Origin of the sequence: Petrotoga sp. 9PW.55.5.1, from assembly GCF_003265365.1 — a bacterium.
Classification (GTDB): Bacteria; Thermotogota; Thermotogae; order Petrotogales; family Petrotogaceae; genus Petrotoga.
This window is the reverse complement of record NZ_AUPM01000010.1, coordinates 100,304-120,916: the sequence shown is the minus strand read 5'-3', so window position 1 is coordinate 120,916 and position 20,613 is coordinate 100,304. Positions and strand designations below refer to the sequence as shown.

Below are 20,613 nucleotides of genomic sequence, written 5' to 3'. Positions count from 1 at the left end.
TTCCCGTTCTTGCATTGAGTATGTTTCTATTAATTTTGTTTAACTTAAGAAAAAAGGTCACAAAAGTTCCTTTAGGTTTTTACACAATGCTCAGTAGTTTTATTTTCTATTTTTTTAGGTGGCTATATTATGTTATATGACATCTTTACTGCTTTTATTGAAATACCGGGGATTTTTATTTTTATAACGCTAATTCTCTTAATGTTAAAATTCATTAAAGATAAAAAATTTTATTATTCTCTCTTAGTTTTATCTATTACCTTCTATGCCTTTTCATCAGGGTGGTTTGCTAAGTTACTTGTTTTTCCATTGGAAAACAAATACGAACCTTTAGAGATTTCAAAAATAAGGCCATTAAACGAGCCAAGTATTATTATCATACTAGGTGGAGGAATCATCCCTGAAACCCCCGGAAGAGAGCTGGGAGAGTTATCTCATAGTGCGATGAAAAGAGTATACCAAGGATTTTTACTTTATCAGCAATTGAACTCTCCAATAATAGTTACCGGCGGTAAGCTTATGGGGATGCAGGTTGCTGAAGCAACAGTTATGAAAAATGAATTGATAAAACTAGGGGTTGAACCCGAAAATATCTTTGTTGAAGAACAAGCAAAAAATACAAAACAAAATGCCGAATTATCAATGCAAATAGTGGAAAATTATAAAATAGAAAAAGTTTTTCTTGTAACTAGTGCTATTCATTTGCCTAGAGCGATGAAATATTTTAAAGAATACGATAATATAGAGATCACCCCTGTTCCTTGTGATTATTTAATTTCTAGAAAAAAATGGAACTTCTACGATTTTTTACCTGATATTCAATTTTTAAAAGCAAATTCGTCAGCTTGGCATGAATACTTAGGATTAATCAAATACAATATAGAAAAATGATTCCCCATATTTACTATATATGGCTTGGTAGGAGTGATTAGTATGGATAATAACGATATTTTCGACATAACTGACCAAATTTTAAAAACTCTAACTCTTTCTTCAACCAATACGGGTATATTATGTGTAGATTGCCAAAATGGATTTACAGAAAGGTGTCCTGATGAATTACCGGTTGAAGGAACCACAGAAGAATGGATCGATCAATTAAATAATTTTTTATCAGTTATGAGGCAAAACGGATTTAAAATTTTCGCAAGTATGGATGATCATCCAGAAAATCATATGTCTTTTAATAAATGGCCTGTTCATTGTGTTAAAGGAACTTATGGAAATCAGTTGTTTATAAAAACTTATGATTTCTTGATTAAAAAAGGAATTCATATAAATGGAGATAGTTATTCCGCTTTTTATAAGAATATTTTAGATAATGAACCTTCTGAGTTAGACAACTTACTAAAAGAAAATGAAATTGAAAATTTAATAGTTTTAGGATTAGCTGGAGATGTTTGTGTAATATCTACAATAGAAGATGCTATAAAAAGAGGTTATAAAGTTTACCCTGTATCCAGGTTTATTAAATCAGTAAATAAAAAATCAATTAAAGAAATAATAGAAGAAAAATTTGGAAAAATCCTGTAAAAAACAAAAATAAAGTGGGATAAAATTAAAATATCCCACTTTATTGGTCGGAGCGACTGGATTTGAACCAGCGGCCTTCAACACCCCATGCTGACGCGCTACCAACTGCGCTACGCTCCGTTATAGCTAGAGAAATTATATCATATTTCTTTTTTATGGTCAAATTTTTATGCACAATAAATCTTTGAATTCTTCTATAATTTCGAACACACAACACAATTCCCCTTCCTCGAAGGGGTGGATGCAGCGTTTTATGCTGCAGACGGGGTAGTCACTCTTTAATTTGCTTTTAGCAAATTGAAAATCCAATTCAAAAGCAACTACCCCGTCTGTGGCCACACCCCGGCTGCGACAAAGAACGTCGCATCCACCCCTCTCAAGAGGGGAATTAAAGCCAATTTTAATAATATTATACCTCCAAAGCAGTTTCGCAATTTTTATTAATTACGTGTATACTTTGGAGGTATCATATTATGATAAAATCGAGTTTTTTTATTTATATGATTTTGCTAAATATCTAAGGTTAATTGGTCGGTAGCCTATACCTTCAAACCTCATTTCGTTGATAATAATGTTTGAAATTAACCTTTGAAAAGGCAACCAAGAAATGTGGTCTATAGGTATCAAGATTTTTCGGGGTTTTCCTAAATTTTTCCACAAGAGATTTCTTGTGCTTTTTGGAAGAGTTCTATCAAATCTTGCTTCCAAATAAGTTACCTTTTCTCTCAACAAAAATTTAGCATATACTGCAGGGTCCACTTTCATTAGTGGGTGAATATCAGAATTTAATATATCTGAAACAGTATGGTATTGCGATATTTTTTCAAAAGATTTGTTAATTGTACTTACGAGTCTTTCTCTATCGTTCAAATAAGCGGATACTTTAGCATTATCTAGGAGTTCTCTTCTTGTATATTCTAAAGTTGGAGAATCCCATATGAGTTCAGCCATATTGCCACCGCTGGCTATTATAAAAGTATGATCAATTGATGGGTTTAAAGCATTAGCTATTACAGATACCATTCCCCCTAGACAATATCCAACCATAAAATTCTTTTCATGCCAAAGTTTATTCATTTTTAAAAAGTCTATTATAGACAATACATCAACCACAGCGTGTTCCCATGTGTTTAAAATGGTGTTGATATCACTTGAAAAATAATTTTTACCGCTCATTGAACCATGAGATGTTCTAGTGTAATTCTCTGGTAATATTGGTACTATAGCTCTTATCCCCAACCGAGAAAAATATTTCCCCATTTTTAAAATATAAGAGATATTTTTCGTGCCCAAACCATGAAGAATAAGTCCTACCCCTAATACCTTCCCTTTAGGTTCAAAAATAAATACTTCAACAGTTTCTGTTCCTTTTTTCGGTGAATAATATTTTGAATAAAATTTGACTAAGGATTCTCTAAAATTCTCCCCCTTATTTATAAAAGCCCGTGAAAAATCTATATCTCCTCTTTTATAACTAAAATCAATTTTTCTCACATCTTCAAACATTTTTTAATTTATTCTCCTTAATTTAGTTTGTATATCTAAATTAAAAACCTATCGCAAAACTTGTTTTAAAAGTAAACCCTCTTAGATCAATTAAAGTATCTAAATCTTTAGATTTTAAACCTATTTCTGTTCTATTTTCAATTATACGGGTATCTAAACCAAATCCTACGCTAGTAGCCCAATAATCATTAAAATACTCTATTCCTAAGGATAAAGGAATAAAACCAAAAAGCGATGATTTTAACATAACTCCCCAGTTAATTTTTTGATCGTCGATCAAGAATTCCCCATAGGTCAATATATCAAAAATGTCAAAAGGTATTCTTAAAAATCCTGATAATGCCAAAGGAACAGGATATTCAACATGATCGGAAAAAGGTTTAGATGTCAATGTAGAATCTTCAGATGGGGTGGCAACTCCATCTGACGAAATCTCAAATGTTGTTTCATAAGTAATCTCATTTTTGAAAGTAGGTTGTTTTATCTCAATATTGTTTACTCCAAATCCAAAAACAGGATCACTAGATTCTCCAAACGTCACACCAATATCTAAACTTTGCCCCCCATTTTCATATACTTTTGAAAATAATGGTACTACATCTACTCTTCTTTCCATAAATTCATTCAAATCTTCATCGTTAAAAGGCGAATACAATTGTAAAGTTGTATCTAAAAACAAAGAAGAATTTGTTGAATCTTGATTTAAATCATAATCCATACTCATCTCAGGAGCATAAACCAAAGGTAACAAGAAATTGTATAATACCCCAACCGAGATTCCTTCAAAATTATATGAACCATATAAACCAAATTTTAACAAGGTATCCAAATCAAAGGAAATTTTCCCTGTTTTAGAAGATTTATTGTTCACTGCTAAGATTAAATCATCAGACATTTGAAAGTTATTTCTTAAATCAAAACTACCAACAACACCCAACCCAAAATCTGCAATGCTAACAAGAAAATGACCGTTCATATTATCTGAAGTTTCAAAATCAAAAGTTCTTGTATCTGTTAATTCTACAAAATCTAAGCTAAAATCCTGTGAAATAAAATCTCCGACAATACTTAGTAGATTAGTATAATCATAAGCGTTTTGAAAAAGAAAAATATCTCCTTCCACTCCAATTTCAAAAAACTGTCTCTTTCCCATAGCTTCTAGTAATGATGTGTTTAATTCACTATCAAAACTTGTTAAGGTCGTTGAAAATGCCATAAAAGACACTGCCAATAACAAAAACATACTAATGAGTCTGACTTTCAAAGATTCCCCCCCTTTATATTTGATTAAAAACCAAACGCAAAGTTCAATTTAACAGATAACCCTTCTCCTTTGAATTGATTTAAAAATCGCTCACTGGATAAACTAACATTTTTTTACTTGTATCGTAAATGAATGTTCTTTATATAATTTAATAATATTATAACACAAAATCATGATATTGTTGAAATTAGTTGTCATATTCTAGCAAATATATTCAAAAATTTTAGTGTTGAATTAGAATTATTTTTCTCTGAATTTTGGATATTTTTGTTTGAAAATTTCTCAACTATGCTGTATAATTAAAGGAACAAAAATTCAGCAAGGAGGAAGATTATGAAAATTCTAGTTATCAACTCTGGTAGTTCTTCTATAAAATATCAATTATTAGATATGACCAATGAAAGTGTATTGGCTAAGGGTTTAGTAGAAAGAATAGGAATAGAAGGTTCTAGAATAATTCACAGAGTAGATGAAAAAAAACAAATTATAGAAAAGCCGATTAAAAACCATGAAGATGGTTTGAAGGATGTTTTAATTTTACTTACATCGGATGAATACAAAGTCATTTCATCTCTGAATGAAATTAACGCAGTCGGGCATAGGGTTGTTCATGGAGGAGAGAGATTCTCATCATCAGTTATAATAGACAAAGAATCTTTAGATACTATAGAAATGATGTCTTTCTTGGCCCCTTTACATAATCCTGCAAATGTAATGGGTATAAAAGCAGCAATGGACCTTTTGCCAAATGTTCCCGAGGTAGCGGTTTTTGACACATCTTTTCATCAAACTATGCCTAAAACCTCATACTTATACGCCATCCCATACGAATACTATGAAAGATACAAAATAAGAAGATATGGATTCCACGGGACAAGTCATAAATACGTTTCAAGAAGAGCCGCAGAAATAATTGGAAAAGATGTGAAAAGTTTGAAAATCATTACTGCCCATATTGGAAACGGAGCATCAATTGCAGCTGTAAAATATGGAGAATCCATCGACACTTCCATGGGATTTACACCTTTAGAAGGATTAGTAATGGGAACAAGAAGTGGTGATTTAGATCCAGCTGTAGTTTCATTCTTAGCTCAGGAAGAAGGTATAACCGCAAAAGAAGTAGTAGACATATTGAATAAAAAGAGTGGTGTATATGGTTTAACAAAAGGATTTTCAAGCGATATGAGAGATATTGAAGACAACGCCTTAGAGGGAGATAAAACTTGTAGGTTAGCACTTGATATATACGAATACAGAATAGCAAAGTATATAGGAGCGTATGCTGCTGCGATGAACGGTGTTGATGTTTTGGTTTTCACTGCAGGAGTTGGAGAAAACTCTCCTGTAACTAGAGAAGAAATATGTGAAAATTATTTATCTTATCTAGGTATTAAGATAGACAAAGAAAAGAATGATTTCAAGGGTTTAGAAAGAATCATTAGTACGCCTGATTCAAAAGTTACGGTTATAGTTGTACCCACAAATGAAGAGTTGATGATAGCAAGAGAAACCAAAGAGTTAATTGATAAAAATAATTAGTTAAACTAGGGAAATTCAAACAGAAATTTTGTAGTTGAAATTATTAGATATTTTGTTAAATAGATTTACAATTATTTTTAGTTAATTTCTTTATCTTTAAAAAAAGGATCAAAAAGATAACATAAAAAAACATCCGCCTTGAAGCGGATGTTTTTGATTGGTATCTCTTTTTTATAAAGCTGTGTAACCACCATCTATAACCAGTTCTGAACCAGTCATGAAAGAAGATTCATCGGAAGCTAGGAATAAAGCACCGTTGGCAACTTCTTCTGGTTCAGCTGGTCTTCCTAATACAGTTGTCCCTAATAGTCCTTTAGCCGCATTTTCATCTTTTAATAAGTCATCTGTCATTGGCGTTCTTATAACACCTGGGTGTATGGAATTAACTCTGATGTTGTATTTTGCAAATTCAGCAGCAGCTGTTTTTGTAAGTAATCTCGAAGCACCTTTTGAAGCATGATATGCTGCAGCAGCTCCAGTACCAATAATTCCATATATTGAAGAAATGTTTATTATAGAACCTTTTCCAGCTTTTTTCATAGCTGGTATTACATATTTCATTCCTAAGAATTGACTTTTCGCATTGATATTCATAACTCTATCCCATTCTTCTTCTGATGTATCTTCCACACCTGCCATGCTTAATATGCCTGCATTGTTTACTAGAACGTCTACCTTACCCCATTTTTCTACTACCGTATCAACAACTTTTTTCCATTCCTCTGATTTTGAAACATCTAACTTACAAGCCATTGCTTCGTACCCGTTCTTATTTAAATTATCTGCAACCTGTTTTGCTTCATCTTCTAAAACATCAGCAACTACAACTTTTGCCCCCTCTTTTGCAAATAATTCAGCTTCTGCCTTTCCCATACCTTTTGCAGCACCAGTTACAATAGCAACTTTCCCTTTTAATCTTCCTTCCATAAAATGATACCTCCTCAACCTATCGTGATATAAATTTTTTAGTATTTGATTATTTTATTGAAACTTTCTTTATCAGAATTAATTATACCACAAAAAAGAAAATTTTTTCATAACTTTATGATTAACATAAATACATTTTATTTTTTATTATATTACATTTGAATAAACTAACTATTTTTGATTATTTTTTAAAAAATTGTATAATATTTCTAATTATAAAAAAAAGGAGAATTTTTATGTCTAAAAAACTAACTTACGGTATGGTTGGAGGAGCTCTTGATTCAATGATAGGAGAAGCTCATAGAAACGCTATTTCTTTTGATGGAAGAACAAAATTAGTAACGGGTTGTTTTTCCAGAAGCTTTGACAAGACATTAAAAACTGCCAAAAAATGGGGCATTAAAAAAGAGAGGTTATACAAAGATTATTTAAGTATGGCAGAAGAAGAAGGCAAGAAAAAGAAAAAAATTGATTTTGTTGTTATAGCTACTCCAAACTCTTCACATTATGAAATATCAAAAGCTTTTTTGGAAAAAGGGATTAATGTAGTTTGCGATAAACCTCTAACTACAACAGTAGCGGAGGCAGAGGAACTTAAAAAGTTAGCTGACGAAAAAGGACTTCTTTTTTGTGTAACTTACTCATATATAGGGTATCCAGCTATTTCAAAAGCAAAGGAAATAATTGATAGTGGAAAGATTGGAGATATCAAATTTGTTAACGTTCAATATATTCAAGGGTGGCTCGCTAAAGAAATAGAAAAAGAAAATAAGCAAGCTCAATGGAGATTAGACCCCAATCAAACAGGGTTAGCCAATACTACAGCAGATATCGGAAGCCATGTTGAGAATATGGTTTGGTATCTAACAGGAAAAGATTATGATTCAATATGCGCTAGGTTAGATACCTTTGGCAAATCAAGAAAGTTAGAAGATAATTCTACTGTTATGATAAATTTCAAAGATGGCTCTAAGGGACTTTTATTGATGTCACAAATAGCCATTGGAGAAAATAATAACTTTAATTTTTCTATATTTGGTTCTGAAGGAACTTTAAAATGGTATCTTAAAGAATCAAATAAATTGAACATATTATACGAAAATTATACAGAAGAGATTTTTTTAGACGAAGATGAAGTATCAGGTACAAATATTGGATTTATAAAAACTTACAATAATTTTATTTCTGATTTAATTCGCAAGAAAAATGGTGAAGAGATTAATAATGAAAACTGTAGTTTTCAAAGTGTGAACGCTGGCCTTAGAGGAATGAAGTTTATAGAAAAATGTGTCGAAAGTTCAAAAAATGCTTCCAGGTGGGTTGATTTTTAAAAATACATATCGTTAAATTTCAAAAAGGAGGGGAAAACTAATTATGGGCAAAAAACTTACATATGGGATGGTAGGTGGCAGTAAAGGATCTCAAATAGGAATAGTTCACAGAAAAGCCATAAATCTACATTCAAAGGCAGAATTAGTCTCAGGGACTTTTTCTAGAAATTTCAAAAACACCTTAGCAACGGGGAGAGAATTGAAGATCGATGAAAAACGGCTGTATAAAAATTACGAAGAGATGGCTGAAGAAGAGTCCAAAAGAGCTGATACGATAGATTTTGTTTCTATTGTTACACCGAACAGCTCTCATTTTGAAACTGCAAAGAAATTCTTAGAAAGTAGAATAAATGTTATGTGCGAAAAACCGTTAACAATCACCTTAAAAGAGGCGGAAGAATTGAAAGAAATAGCCAGGAAAAACCACTTGTTGTTCGCCGTTGCATACTCTTACACGGGTTATTCAATGTTAAGATATGCAAGAGAGATAGTTAGAAGAGGAGAGATTGGGCATGTAAGGTTTGTTAATTCCAGATATATTAGTGAATGGATGGCAAAGGTACCATTTGAAGGAAAAAATTCGAGGCATGAGTGGAGATCTGATCCTAAGTTTTCAGGAATTTCCAACTGTGTTGCTGATATAGGTGTTCATATACAAAATGTTGTTTCTTTTGTAACGGGATTAAAGATAAAATCATTATGCGCTAGAATGGATAAATTTGTTGAACCTGATAAACTTGATGATAATGCTTCAATACTTATAAATTTCGACAACGGTGCCAAAGGGATATACTGGAGTTCCCAGATTTCAATCGGACATGAAAATTCCTTAGATTTTGGAATATATGGCACAAAGGGTTCTATAGAATGGTCACAGGAAAAAGCTAACTATTTAAAAGTTTCGAAGATTGATCATCCATTTGTTACCCTATCTCGTGGTAGTAAAGAGGTTGATGACTTTATTAAAGAAGAATATGTAACTCCAGGTGGACATCAAGAAGGATATGTTGAAGCGTTTGCCAGAGTTTATGATAAATTCATTAATGCCATTATTAAAAAGAAAAAAGGAGAGATTTTAGAACAAAAGGATCTTGATTTCCCAACTATAGATGATGGAATTGATGGAATGAGATTTATAGAAAAATGCGTTGAAAGTTCAAACAAAGGCTCTACTTGGATAAAATACTAATTGAACTTAAGAGAGACAAAAAAGTTTGTCTCTCTTTTTAATTTTCGACATTTTTGGTTTTAATTTGTGAAAAAAGTAATAAGCGTTTTATATATTTTTAAATAACAAATGGTTTAAAAATGTTATAATAAATTGATGCCATATAATGTGAAATATATAACATAATATTTATTATTTTTAGCCAATTTATTTTGGGAGGTTATATAATGGAAGAACTTCTTGACAGCAAATTAAAAGAGCTTGATAACCACATAAGTTCATTAGACTTAACAGTTAAAACAGAATTAGAAAGAAGAAGTATCCTAATAGAAGTTTTGCATAAAGTTCAAGAAAAGTTGGGATATATACCTATTGATGCTCAAAAATGGGTTGCAGAAAAATTGAGAATCCCGTCATCTCAAGTATTCGGTGTTGTAACTTTTTATAATTTTTTCTCGACTAAACCAAAAGGGAAGTATCCTATCAGTATATGTTTAGGAACCGCTTGCTACGTAGGGGGGGCAAATGAGATATTGGACGAATTTAAAAAGATTTTGAATATTGAAAATGAAGAAGTTACTGATGACGGTTTGTTTTCTATTCATCCAGTTAGATGTTTAGGCGCATGTGGTCTAGCTCCTGTTGTTAAAATCGGTGAAAAGGTCCATGGAAGAGTTAAAATACAGGATGTAAGAAAAATCATAAGAGAGTATAAGAGCATGGAAAAAAATGGTTAAACCTCATTATATTAACCTATTATTTTTAGGAGGAGTGTAATATGTCTAAATTAGAGAATTCCAAAGAATTAGAATCTTTGATAAAAGAGATCAAAGAGAAAGAAAACAAGAATAAAACTCTTTTAAAGATTGCTATGGGAACTTGTGGTATTTCATCTGGGGCAGATGAAACTTACGAGGAATTAACAAAAGTTTTAAATGAAGAAAAATTAAACAATGTGGAAGTTATCAAAACAGGATGTTTAGGATACTGCTATGCAGAACCTACAATAGAAGTCAATGAACCAGGGAAAGACCCTATTTTATATGGAAACGTCACAAAATCAAAAGTAAAAGATCTTATCGATGAACATTTTATTAATGGAAAAATTAAAGAAGATCTGTTGATAGAAGAAACTCACAAAAAAGCAATATGAGGGAGGAAAATCAATGCCTGAACAAGTTAGAATCGTCTTAAGAAACGCAGGAAATATCGACCCAGAAAAAATAGAAGATTATTTAAAAAATGATGGTTACATGGCACTTGCCAAGGCTCTTAATTCAAAAAGAGAAGATATTGCTCAAACATTGTTAGATTCCAACTTAAGAGGTAGAGGTGGGGGAGGATTTCCAACAGGTTTGAAATGGAAGTTTGCTATGCAAGCTAAAGGAGATATAAAGTATGTCATCTGTAACGCGGATGAAGGTGATCCTGGAGCTTTTATGGATAGATCGATTTTGGAAGGAGATCCTCACTCAGTTTTAGAAGGAATGACAATTGCTGGATATGCCATTGGTGCTCAGAAAGGGATAATTTACATAAGGGCAGAATATCCATTAGCTGTAGCTAGACTAAAGAATGCCATTTCTCAAGCAAAAGAATATGGTTTGTTAGGGAATAATATTTTAGGAACTGATTTTTCTTTTGATATAGAAATAAGACTCGGTGCTGGAGCATTCGTTTGTGGAGAAGAAACTGCTTTGATCCATTCCATAGAAGGTCTAAGAGGTGAACCAACAAACAAGCCCCCATTTCCTGCCAATAGCGGTTTATGGAAGAAGCCGACGTTGATTAACAACGTTGAAACTCTTGCGAATGTTGCTCCCATAATACTTAATGGAGCAGACTGGTTCAAACAATACGGCACTGAAAACTCCCCAGGGACAAAAGTCTTTGCTCTAGCTGGAGATGTCGAACGAGTTGGATTAGTCGAAGTTCCCATGGGAACTACCTTACGAGAAATTATATTCGATATTGGCGGAGGAATTAAGGGAGGTAAGAAGTTTAAAGCGGTTCAAACAGGAGGTCCTTCTGGAGGTTGTATTCCTGAAGAATATTTAGATATACCTATAGATTATGACAGCCTGCAAAAGATCGGATCAATGATGGGTTCTGGTGGAATGATAGTTATGGACGAAAATACGTGTATGGTGGATGTTGCAAAATTTTATCTTCAGTTTACTGTTGATGAATCATGTGGAAAATGCACGACTTGTCGCGTTGGAAACGTTAGATTGTTTGAAATTTTAGAAAAAATCACTAACGGTAACGCTACTTTAGAAGACCTCGATAATATGATTTCTTTAGCCAATGTTGTAAAGAATGGTTCATTATGTGGATTGGGACAAACGGCACCTAACCCTATAATATCTACTTATACCTATTTCGAAGATGAATACAGGGAACATATTCTTGATAGAAATTGTAGGGCTGGTATCTGTAAAAACCTTATTAGATATGAAATTGATCCCGAAACATGTACTGGTTGTACAGCTTGTGCCAGAGTTTGCCCAACTGAGGCTATAGAAGGTGAATTGCGAAAGCCTCATTCTATAGTTCAAGAAAAGTGTATTAAATGCGGTTCTTGTTATGCTACATGTAGATTCAATGCTATAAACATTGTTTGATAAATTATACAACTTATCGCTTAGGAGGGAAATAATAAATGCCTAAAATATATATCAATGAAAATGAGTTTGAAGTTTCTGAAAAAGATACCGTTTTATCTGCCGTACAAAAGTTTGGTGGATATATTCCCACACTTTGTTATATGAACTTAGAAGATATAGGAATTCAAAATAAACCTTCTTCTTGTAGGGTATGTATGGTTGAAATTGAAGGAAGAAGAACATTAGCCCCCGCTTGTACTACCCCGGTATTTGAAGGAATGAAAATAAAAACACACTCAAGAATGGCGGTTGAAGCTAGAAGAACAGCAGTTCAGTTGCTTTTATCAGACCATCCACAAGATTGTTTGAAATGTCCTAAAAATGGTGAATGTGATTTGCAAAGAATAGCTTCTGAACTTAATATTGTAAAAAATCCTTACTTTGGTAAAACTTCCAATTACAAACAAGATATTTCAGCAGCTATTATTAGAGACCCGAATAAATGTATAATGTGTCGAAAATGCGAAACTATGTGCAACGATTTTCAAACTGTAGGAGTTTTATCTGCTATAGAAAGAGGTTTCGATGCTGTTGTAAAGCCATCTTTTGATTTGCCTTTAGAAGAGACTGCATGTACTTTCTGCGGTCAATGTGTTGCCGTATGTCCTACGGGTGCTTTAGTAGAAAGATCTTATATAGACGAAGTATGGAAAGAGCTCGAAGATGAGAAAAAACACGTTGTAGTTCAAACTGCTCCTGCTGTAAGAGTAGCTCTAGCTGAAGAATTTGGTTATGAACCGGGAACCATTTCAACGGGTAAATTGGTTGGTGTTTTAAAATTAATGGGCTTTGATGCGGTATTTGATACAAATTTTGGCGCAGATTTAACGATAATGGAAGAAGCTACTGAATTTAAAGAAAGGTTAGAAACTGGTGGTTTTATGCCTATGTTAACATCTTGTTGTCCAGGATGGGTAAAGTTTATAGAACACCAATTCCCTGAATTATTAGAGATGCCATCTTCTGCAAAATCTCCTCAACAGATGTTTGGGGCTATAGCAAAGAGTTATTATGCTCAAAAAAAGAATATCGATCCAAAAGATATGACCGTTGTTTCTATAATGCCTTGTTTAGCTAAAAAATATGAAGCTGGAAGAGATGAAATAAATTCTTCTTCTGAATACAAAGATGTGGATTATGTCTTAACAACAAGAGAATTAGCAAAGATGATAAAAGAAGCAGGATTTAATTTCAAGGCAGTTCAAGAAAGAGCGTACGACAGTCCTTTGGGTGAATCAACAGGTGCTGCAGCCATATTTGGTAGAACTGGAGGAGTAGCTGAAGCCGCCCTAAGAACCGCTTATGAATGGATAACAGGAAACGAATTGAAACACGTGGAGTTTGAACAACTTCACGGTTATGAGTCTATTAGAATAGCAGAGGTTGAAATAAATGGGAAGACTATAAGAGTTGGAGTTGCTTACGGATTGGGTAACGCCAGAAAATTACTTGAAGACGTTAGAAATGGAAAGATTGAACTACATTTGATAGAGATTATGGCATGCCCTGGTGGATGTGTTGGTGGTGGTGGACAACCATATCACCATGGTGATTTTAGTATTATAAAAAAGAGAATAGAAGCATTAAACGTTGTTGATAAATCTAAGATAATAAGAAAATCTCATGAAAATCCATCAATAATAAGACTTTACAACGAATATCTAGAAAAACCAGGTAGTGAAAAGGCACACCACTTGTTGCATACTAAATATTTAGAAAGAGAATGGCTCTAAAATAAAAAGGCGGAAAAATCCGCCTTTTTATAACCATACCTTAAAAGTTTTTATTTCATATGGAGTAATATTAAATTTAAAAGAATTCCCGTTTATATTTATTTCTTTTGGCTCCTCTTCTATCAAGTTAGTTTCATATACTTTTTTTATTTCTTTGAAAAAAGTCATTTCAACATCGCTTTTTCTGCTTCCTTCACTTTCATATACCCTTATAACTATCGAATCATCGTCTTCCGACTTTTTAATAGTTTCAATTATCACAGAAGGCTCATTTATACTTGCAAAAGAAAATCTATTAGGTAGTGTCCTTTTTGAATTTTCTTGTGAGTTTTTAACAATAATCGGATAATTAAGTTGGTAAGATTCTTTTATTACTTCTGATTCTCTCCATGTTCCAAAGTGGGGTAAAAGCGAATAAGTAAATGTGTGTTCCCCTCTATCAGCTGTTTCATCAGGATCTACCGGAGATCTTAAAAGAGTTATTCTCATTAAATTGTCTTTTATATCATAACCGTATTTAGAATCATTCAATAAAGACACTCCATAATTTCCTTCAGAAAGATCTGCCCATTTTTGAGCTGGAACCTCAAATTGCGCTATATCCCAACTTGTGTTGCTCGTCGTACTTCTTTCTATGTTACCAAACTGTATGTTGTAAGTTGCTTTTGTACTTCTGATATTTACTGGAAAAGCTGCTTTTAGTAAAAGCTGTTTCTCTTTCCATTCTATATGAGTTTTAAAATCTATTCTTCTTGAATGATTGTATACGATGACTTTTTGTTCTATGATTGAATCATAAAATCGCCATGTGAATTTCAAAACACCTTTTAATGAAGAACTTTCTAGTATTTTAACTTCAAGTAATTCGCTAACTTCCTTCATCTTTTCCTTGAAGTAGGGCGATATATCCCATGCATCAAAGAAATATGGTTTGTCTTCAAATATTTGAAGAACATTTCCAAGCTTTCCGTCCTCTAATACTTCCCTTTCGTTTTCTTTATCGTATAACCTTTTTATCTGTCCAACTTCATTGAATTCTATTACATAATATTTGTTTTCTATATAATTTTCTTTTATTATTATGTTTTCTTCTTGGTTTATATCTAGCTCTGATTTTTTAACAGTTTTGTACCCAAGTGGTGGTATATCTTCTATTAAAAGATTTTGACCTCCTTCTATTTCTATCAGCTCATTTCGTTCAAAAGGTAAAGTGTTAAAAACAATAATACTGTCTTCATCGGTTTTTATGGCTTTTAAAACAATAGAAATAGCTTTTTCGATTTCCTTGTTTGCTATTTCTTTTATCTTTTTGTAATCTTTTCTAGCATCTTCATACACTTCCCTGATTGATGAACCTGGAAGTATATCATGAAACTGGTTTAAAAGTAACAACTCCCACCCTTCGTTTAAAGACTTTTGTGGATACTCAAAATCCCTGAGTAAAGATTTAGCTAGTGAATTTAAAAACTCTGCGTTGTGATAAGTTACTTCGGATTTTCTGTTTTCCTTCTTTATAAAAGCTTGAGAAGTGTACGTACCTCGGTGTAATTCAAAGTATAGTTCGTTGTCCCAGATTGGAACATTTTTATTTATTATTCTTTTTTCCAACCTGTCAAAGTAATCTTCCACTTTCCCCATTTCTACTGTAGGAAGAGCTGGTATATCTTTTAAAGCTCGGTAGTTTTCAAGCATCTCATAAGTTGGACCTCCACCGCCATCTCCCCAACCATATACAAGAAGTAATTCTTCGTTTATATCTTTTTGTTTGTAATTATCCCATATACCTTTTACCGTAAAGGATTCTAACATACCGTTATACGTGTAATAATAATTGTTTTCATCGGGAGTAGTAATAAAATGAGCTAATATTTTTGTTCCATCTAACCCTTTCCACCAAAATGTATCGTAGGGAAATCTGTTAATTTCGTTCCAACTTATTTTTGTTGTTGCAAAATACTTCATTCCAGATTTTTTTATTATCTGTGGTAGAGAGTATGTGTATCCAAATGCGTCTGGTAACCAAATTACTTTAGAATCTATACCAAACTCTTCTTTTAAAAATCTTTTACCAAATAGGATTTGCCTTATTAGAAATTCACCAGGTGATATATTAGAATCAGATTCTACCCACATACCTCCTGTTGCTTCCCATCTTCCTTCTTTTATCTTTTCTTTTGCCTTCTCATATAATTCTGGATAATCATTTTTCAAAAATTTATACAGTGCGGGTGATGAATGCATGAACGTGTACTCTGGATATTCTTCCATTAAATTTAACACTGTCGAAAAAGTACGCTGTGCTTTTTCTCTCGTATGTTTTATTCTCCAGAGCCATGCCATATCAATATGCGAATGCCCTGTTAAGACCACTTTTGGAGTCTCTGATTTAAAATTATCTAACTTCTCTAATTCTGTTCTTAGGTAATTGTAACTATCTTTTATTGAGTTATAATACTCATAAGATTGTGGTTTGATGAAATTGATCTTATTGTAGGAATTGTTCAGAATATCAAACAATCTAATATTCACTATATTGTTTTCATCAAGTTCTTCTAATGTGTTTAGAATATTTTTGGCTAAAAAATAATATTTTTTTGAACTTTCATCTATAGTAAGAAATTCTAAACCTGAAAACGTATAATCCATTTCTCCTCTTAAACCCGTCCAAGATCTTATATAAATTTCTAATTTCCGATCTTCGACAATTTCTGAGGAAATTATTGCTTCTTTATGATATTTATCTATTCCTTGGATAAATTTACCATTAGCAAACAACAATGATTCCGGATAATTTGGAACAACATCTAAATCTCCATCTCTTTCCAAATTAACTTTCAAAAAAAGTTTTTCACCTTTGAAATCATCAGATAATTGAACGGTTTTTCTGAACCAATATATCTTGTCATACCCACCCCAACGTTCTCCAACTTTTATAGTTTTCCAAGAGAATTGTTCATCATTGAAATGAGGTTTAAATCTTCTTTTCTCATCTTCAAAAAACTCAAGATTATCTATTTCAAAGCTTTCTTTAACTGAAAGTTTTTTTACCTCTCTCAAACCATTTTGGATCTTCTTTTTAGTAAAACTACTCTGCAAACTCATTCTTACCTCCTAACTGTTTTTAAGAAGTCCATTCTTATTTTTCAAATAATAAGTTTAAAATATAAGATAAGCTGCCCCATAAAGTGAACTTTGTTCAATAAATTTTGCAGGTTTTACTTCTCTAACTACTCATTTTAGAAATTAAAAAAACTACATTTTATATATGTTTCAGATTTAAATTTATTCAAAAATACCTTCCCTCTTCTAATCTTCACTAATTCTGAATCTTTTTAACTTTTTCGGTACTTGTACCGAAGAAGGACTCTGCCCTAAACCTGCTATAAAATCAAATGCCTATTTTTAGAAAATTATCATTTCTAAAGTCCTATTATAATCTTAAATTTAAAGAAAACCATCTTAATTATAATATGCATAAATTATTGTTCAGCAAATTCTTTTTTCGTTTTGTTGAAGCTATATATAAATAGAGCAACTAACGTTATTATATAGGGTATCATAGAAGTTATTTGTGAGGGAATATTATAGTGTTGTAAGCTAAAAGCTACACTTTCAAAAAAACCAAATATCAAAGATATCAAAAGTATTCCCAAGGGTCTACCTTTCACCAAAACAATGATAGCTAGTGAAATCCATCCTCTTCCATTAGACATGTTTTCACTAAAAAGTGTGACATATCCTAACGACAAAAAAGTACCTGCAGCTGATGAAAGGATTCCCGATAGTAATATTGATACAAATTTCATTTTGTAAGGATTAACCCCCAAAGATCGAGCAGTTTCTTTATCTTCTCCAGTTGCTCTAAGTCTTAAACCAAATTTTGTATGAAATATTATCAGATCAATCAAAATAGCAAGAATTATAGTGATATAAACAATAAACGGATGATTATTTAAAATTTCATTCAAAATCGGAATCCTTTTTAAAACAGGAATATCCCATTTAGGCATAGATTGAATTTGCGGTGAAATAAATGCCCCTTTGACATTAAAAATGTTCCTTAGAAGATACGTTGTTCCACCTAATGCAAGCATATTTATACCTATTCCTGTTAAAAACTCGTCTGTTTTAAGATACAATGCGAACAAAGAAAAAATCAAAGCCGTTATTGCACCAGAAATTAGAGCAAATAATACTCCAATTAACCAACTTTGAAAAAAATAACTTCCCAAAACTGCAAAAAATGCACCAATTAACATCATTCCTTCCATAGCTATATTAAAAACATTAGCATAAAAAGTAAAGGTTCCTCCTAAAGCTGCAAGAAGTATTGGAGTGGCGCTACTAAAGCTATCTCTTATCAATGAAATTATTATATTATTCATCAGCTCTCACAATCCTTTTTGTTTTACTGTATGCTCGAATTCTATCTCCATAATAAGATATAGTACTTCTTGTAGAAACAACTAATAACACTATTATAGCTTGTAAAACCATTATAAACTCTGAAGGAATAGAAACTTCGAACTCCATTCCCACACCACCTGCTTTCAAAAAACCAAAAAAAACAGCAAAAATTGAAGTTTCAACCACTCCATTTCCCCCTACAATAGCTAACATAACTCCATCCCATCCATAATTAGCCCCTATACCTTTTATAAACCTATGTTGAGTTCCTCCCAATATTAAAAGTGCTCCAGCCAAACCAGATAAAAAACCCGTATAGAACATCACCCAAATTACATTCTTTTCATTATTACAACCACCAATTTTTGAAAAATTAGCGTTATATCCCATCATTCTCCATTCATAACCTATCTTTAAATACTTAACAACAAAAAATGAAATAATGACCATGATAATCGCAATAAAAAAAGAAGAATTTAAGCCTGAAAATACCGGTAAAAAGTATTCTCTTTTTATCATGTTAGTGGCTGGAACATAAGATTTTTTATCTAAAAAAGGATAAGTAGCGAGATACAAAGTTAAATAATCCGCTATAAAATTTAACATTAAAGTAGTTATGAATTCGTCCATTTTGTAATACTTTTTGAGTACCCCCGCTAAAGCACCGTATAACCCACCAACTATTCCAGATACTAATAAAATAACAATTATTCCCAACCATGAAGGAAGATTAATATAATATCCTAAAAGAGCTGCAATCAAAGCTCCTACAATTAACTGACCAGGTTCACCAAGATTTGTTACATTAGAACTAAAAGCAATCGCTGCAGCCATACCAGTTAATATCAAAGGAGTTGCATTGTTCAACGTTGAAGAAAACGAAAACCAAGAAGCAAAACCATAATCATACAAAGCTTTATACGCAAGCAAGGGAGAATTCCCTTGAATTTTTATTAAAATTGCTCCAATAAGGAAAGAAATAGCGATTCCGATTAATCCAGTCATAACTTTATTTAAGCCCTTCATTACCTACCTCCGAGCATATGTTCTCCGACTTCTTCTTTTGAATTTACATTTGGATCTAATTGTGCAACTATTTCTCCATTTCTTATAACATACAATCTGTCGCTTAAAGACAAGAGTTCATCTAAATCGGCAGAAATAAGTAAAATAGCCCTTCCTTGTTCTTTCATCTTCAAAATTATATTATGTACATATTCAATTGAAGCAACATCTAATCCCCTTGTTGGTTGATCAAGAAGTAAAAATGGAGCTTCCAAGCTAAATTCTCTTGCAACAATTACCTTTTGTTGATTCCCTCCCGAAAGATTTCTTGGTATATCATTTATACCTCTTACAAGTATATTGTAATTTGATATAAGATCTTTTGAAAACTTTTTAGCTTTCTTCCAATTCATTGTATATTTATTCCTCGAAATCTTATTCCCTAAATGGTGAGTCATAGAAAAGTTTTCAACTAAATTGGCGTTTAAAGCTAAACCATAATTTTTTCTATCAGCTGGTATATAGCCTATTAAAAGCCTTCTTTCCCTTATACTAAGTGTCGTTACGTTGCGATCATTGATTTTAATTTTCCCTTTTTTTGGTAGTATTTCTCCTATTATACATTTTATAATTTCTGATTGTCCATTTCCTTCTACTCCTGCAATTCCAACAATTTCTGCCGATTTTACAACTATATTAACGTTTTTTAAAGTAGAAGAATTCCGTTTCTTTGAATCTGTGGTCAAATTTTCTGCTTTAAAGATTATATCTCTGGGTTCTATGAACTTCTTCTCTAAATTAAAAAGAACCTCTTTTCCCACCATCATTCTTGCTAACTCATTTTTTGACAAATTTTTGTTTTCTAAAGTTGCAATCACTTTTCCCTTTCTCATAACCGTGATTCTGTCTGAAATTTCTAAAACTTCTTCCAATTTATGACTTATAAAAACTATAGTTTTGCCCATTTTTTTCATATTTTTTATTTCTTCAAATAGTTGCTCAGTCTCTTGTGGAGTTAAAACGGCAGTGGGTTCATCAAATATAAGGGTATCTACTTGCCTGTATAAAAGTTTTAAAATTTCTACCTTCTGCTGTGCGGCTACGGATAGTGTGGATGTAGTAGCATACAAATCTACATCAAAATTATATCTTCTTTCTATATCTTCTAAATCTTTCAAAACTTTATTCTTATCTATAATTCCGAAAGATTTTGTTTCTTCACTGCCTAAAATAACATTTTCGTAGACTTTAAATGAAGGTATTAACATAAACTCTTGATGAACCATACCAATACCTAACTCTATAGCTATACTTGGATTATGTATTTTTTGCTCTGCATCGTTTATAAAAATTTTCCCTTTTGAAAGAGGTACCATTCCGTAGAGAATCTTCATTAAAGTACTTTTCCCCGCACCATTTTCACCAATAAGAGAGTGAATTTCTCCTTTTTCTAAAGAGAAATTCACTCCTTCTAAAGCTAAAACATCTGGAGGATAAATCTTATATATATCTTTCATTTCTATATAAGCCATAG

Annotated in this window: 14 protein-coding genes, 1 tRNA gene and 1 pseudogene; 8 read left to right on the top strand and 8 right to left on the bottom strand. The window is 32.2% G+C overall.

Annotated features, from left to right (window positions below):
- Window positions 1–129 precede the first annotated feature (129 nt).
- Window positions 130–891, top strand: a complete 762-nt coding sequence (locus PW5551_RS01845; protein WP_113073977.1) for a YdcF family protein — start codon at window positions 130–132, stop codon at window positions 889–891.
- A gap of 42 nt (window positions 892–933) precedes the next feature.
- Window positions 934–1,533, top strand: a complete 600-nt coding sequence (locus PW5551_RS01840) for an isochorismatase family protein (RefSeq protein ID WP_113073976.1) — start codon at window positions 934–936, stop codon at window positions 1,531–1,533.
- Window positions 1,534–1,577: 44 nt separating this feature from the next.
- Here PW5551_RS01840 and PW5551_RS01835 read toward each other — a convergent pair.
- From PW5551_RS01835 to PW5551_RS01825, 3 genes are all read right to left on the bottom strand, one after another.
- Window positions 1,578–1,653 (bottom strand) — tRNA-Pro (locus PW5551_RS01835).
- A 372-nt stretch (window positions 1,654–2,025) separates the two neighbouring features.
- Window positions 2,026–3,039, bottom strand: coding sequence for an alpha/beta hydrolase (locus PW5551_RS01830; protein WP_113073974.1), 1,014 nt, complete (start codon window positions 3,037–3,039; stop codon window positions 2,026–2,028).
- Between the two features lie 40 nt (window positions 3,040–3,079).
- A complete protein-coding gene (locus tag PW5551_RS01825; protein ID WP_113073972.1) occupies window positions 3,080–4,303 on the bottom strand; it encodes a hypothetical protein in 1,224 nt (407 codons plus the stop codon).
- Window positions 4,304–4,636: 333 nt separating this feature from the next.
- Here PW5551_RS01825 and ackA point away from each other — a divergent pair, with 333 nt between their 5' ends.
- Window positions 4,637–5,842 (top strand): acetate kinase, encoded by a 1,206-nt coding sequence (ackA, locus tag PW5551_RS01820; RefSeq protein ID WP_113073970.1) that lies wholly within the window; start codon window positions 4,637–4,639, stop codon window positions 5,840–5,842.
- A 171-nt stretch (window positions 5,843–6,013) separates the two neighbouring features.
- On the opposite strand, the gene PW5551_RS01815 is transcribed toward ackA, so the two are convergent.
- Entirely contained in the window at window positions 6,014–6,769 is a 756-nt protein-coding gene (locus PW5551_RS01815) for a glucose 1-dehydrogenase (protein ID WP_113073968.1), read from the bottom strand.
- Window positions 6,770–7,005: 236 nt separating this feature from the next.
- Here PW5551_RS01815 and PW5551_RS01810 point away from each other — a divergent pair, with 236 nt between their 5' ends.
- The 5 genes and pseudogenes from PW5551_RS01810 to PW5551_RS01785 all read left to right on the top strand — a co-directional run bounded on the left by PW5551_RS01810 (window position 7,006) and on the right by PW5551_RS01785 (window position 13,667).
- On the top strand, window positions 7,006–8,100 hold the full coding sequence (locus PW5551_RS01810) for a Gfo/Idh/MocA family protein (RefSeq protein WP_113073966.1): 1,095 nt from the start codon (window positions 7,006–7,008) through the stop codon (window positions 8,098–8,100).
- A gap of 43 nt (window positions 8,101–8,143) precedes the next feature.
- Complete coding sequence (locus PW5551_RS01805; protein ID WP_113073964.1) at window positions 8,144–9,289, top strand: Gfo/Idh/MocA family protein; 1,146 nt, start codon at window positions 8,144–8,146, stop codon at window positions 9,287–9,289.
- A 206-nt stretch (window positions 9,290–9,495) separates the two neighbouring features.
- On the top strand, window positions 9,496–10,005 hold the full coding sequence (locus PW5551_RS01800) for an NAD(P)H-dependent oxidoreductase subunit E (RefSeq protein ID WP_113073962.1): 510 nt from the start codon (window positions 9,496–9,498) through the stop codon (window positions 10,003–10,005).
- Between the two features lie 134 nt (window positions 10,006–10,139).
- Window positions 10,140–11,892: pseudogene (locus PW5551_RS01790) on the top strand (NADH-ubiquinone oxidoreductase-F iron-sulfur binding region domain-containing protein).
- A gap of 38 nt (window positions 11,893–11,930) precedes the next feature.
- Window positions 11,931–13,667, top strand: coding sequence for an NADH-dependent [FeFe] hydrogenase, group A6 (locus PW5551_RS01785; protein ID WP_113073956.1), 1,737 nt, complete (start codon window positions 11,931–11,933; stop codon window positions 13,665–13,667).
- 27 nt (window positions 13,668–13,694) lie between these two features.
- On the opposite strand, the gene PW5551_RS01780 is transcribed toward PW5551_RS01785, so the two are convergent.
- From PW5551_RS01780 to PW5551_RS01765, 4 genes are all read right to left on the bottom strand, one after another.
- The gene (locus PW5551_RS01780) at window positions 13,695–16,769 is read right to left on the bottom strand and encodes an alpha-mannosidase (protein ID WP_113073955.1); all 3,075 of its coding nucleotides are present in this window, start codon (window positions 16,767–16,769) and stop codon (window positions 13,695–13,697) included.
- A 377-nt stretch (window positions 16,770–17,146) separates the two neighbouring features.
- The gene (locus PW5551_RS01775; RefSeq protein ID WP_113073953.1) at window positions 17,147–18,052 is read right to left on the bottom strand and encodes an ABC transporter permease; all 906 of its coding nucleotides are present in this window, start codon (window positions 18,050–18,052) and stop codon (window positions 17,147–17,149) included.
- Entirely contained in the window at window positions 18,045–19,100 is a 1,056-nt protein-coding gene (locus tag PW5551_RS01770; protein WP_113073951.1) for an ABC transporter permease, read from the bottom strand. The genes PW5551_RS01775 and PW5551_RS01770 overlap by 8 nt, the downstream gene beginning before the upstream one ends.
- Window positions 19,100–20,611: an ABC transporter ATP-binding protein gene (locus PW5551_RS01765; protein WP_113073949.1), complete on the bottom strand. Its 1,512-nt coding sequence runs from the start codon at window positions 20,609–20,611 to the stop codon at window positions 19,100–19,102. The genes PW5551_RS01770 and PW5551_RS01765 overlap by 1 nt, the downstream gene beginning before the upstream one ends.
- Window positions 20,612–20,613: the final 2 nt, after the last annotated feature.

Coding starts and splice junctions, on each gene's coding strand:
- PW5551_RS01845 (WP_113073977.1), top strand. CDS start 130: ATGTTATATGACATCTTTACTGCTTTTATTGAAATACCGGGGATTTTT.
- PW5551_RS01840 (WP_113073976.1), top strand. CDS start 934: ATGGATAATAACGATATTTTCGACATAACTGACCAAATTTTAAAAACT.
- PW5551_RS01830 (WP_113073974.1), bottom strand. CDS start 3,039: ATGTTTGAAGATGTGAGAAAAATTGATTTTAGTTATAAAAGAGGAGAT.
- ackA (WP_113073970.1), top strand. CDS start 4,637: ATGAAAATTCTAGTTATCAACTCTGGTAGTTCTTCTATAAAATATCAA.
- PW5551_RS01815 (WP_113073968.1), bottom strand. CDS start 6,769: ATGGAAGGAAGATTAAAAGGGAAAGTTGCTATTGTAACTGGTGCTGCA.
- PW5551_RS01810 (WP_113073966.1), top strand. CDS start 7,006: ATGTCTAAAAAACTAACTTACGGTATGGTTGGAGGAGCTCTTGATTCA.
- PW5551_RS01805 (WP_113073964.1), top strand. CDS start 8,144: ATGGGCAAAAAACTTACATATGGGATGGTAGGTGGCAGTAAAGGATCT.
- PW5551_RS01800 (WP_113073962.1), top strand. CDS start 9,496: ATGGAAGAACTTCTTGACAGCAAATTAAAAGAGCTTGATAACCACATA.
- PW5551_RS01785 (WP_113073956.1), top strand. CDS start 11,931: ATGCCTAAAATATATATCAATGAAAATGAGTTTGAAGTTTCTGAAAAA.
- PW5551_RS01780 (WP_113073955.1), bottom strand. CDS start 16,769: ATGAGTTTGCAGAGTAGTTTTACTAAAAAGAAGATCCAAAATGGTTTG.
- PW5551_RS01775 (WP_113073953.1), bottom strand. CDS start 18,052: ATGAATAATATAATAATTTCATTGATAAGAGATAGCTTTAGTAGCGCC.
- PW5551_RS01770 (WP_113073951.1), bottom strand. CDS start 19,100: ATGAAGGGCTTAAATAAAGTTATGACTGGATTAATCGGAATCGCTATT.
- PW5551_RS01765 (WP_113073949.1), bottom strand. CDS start 20,611: ATGGCTTATATAGAAATGAAAGATATATATAAGATTTATCCTCCAGAT.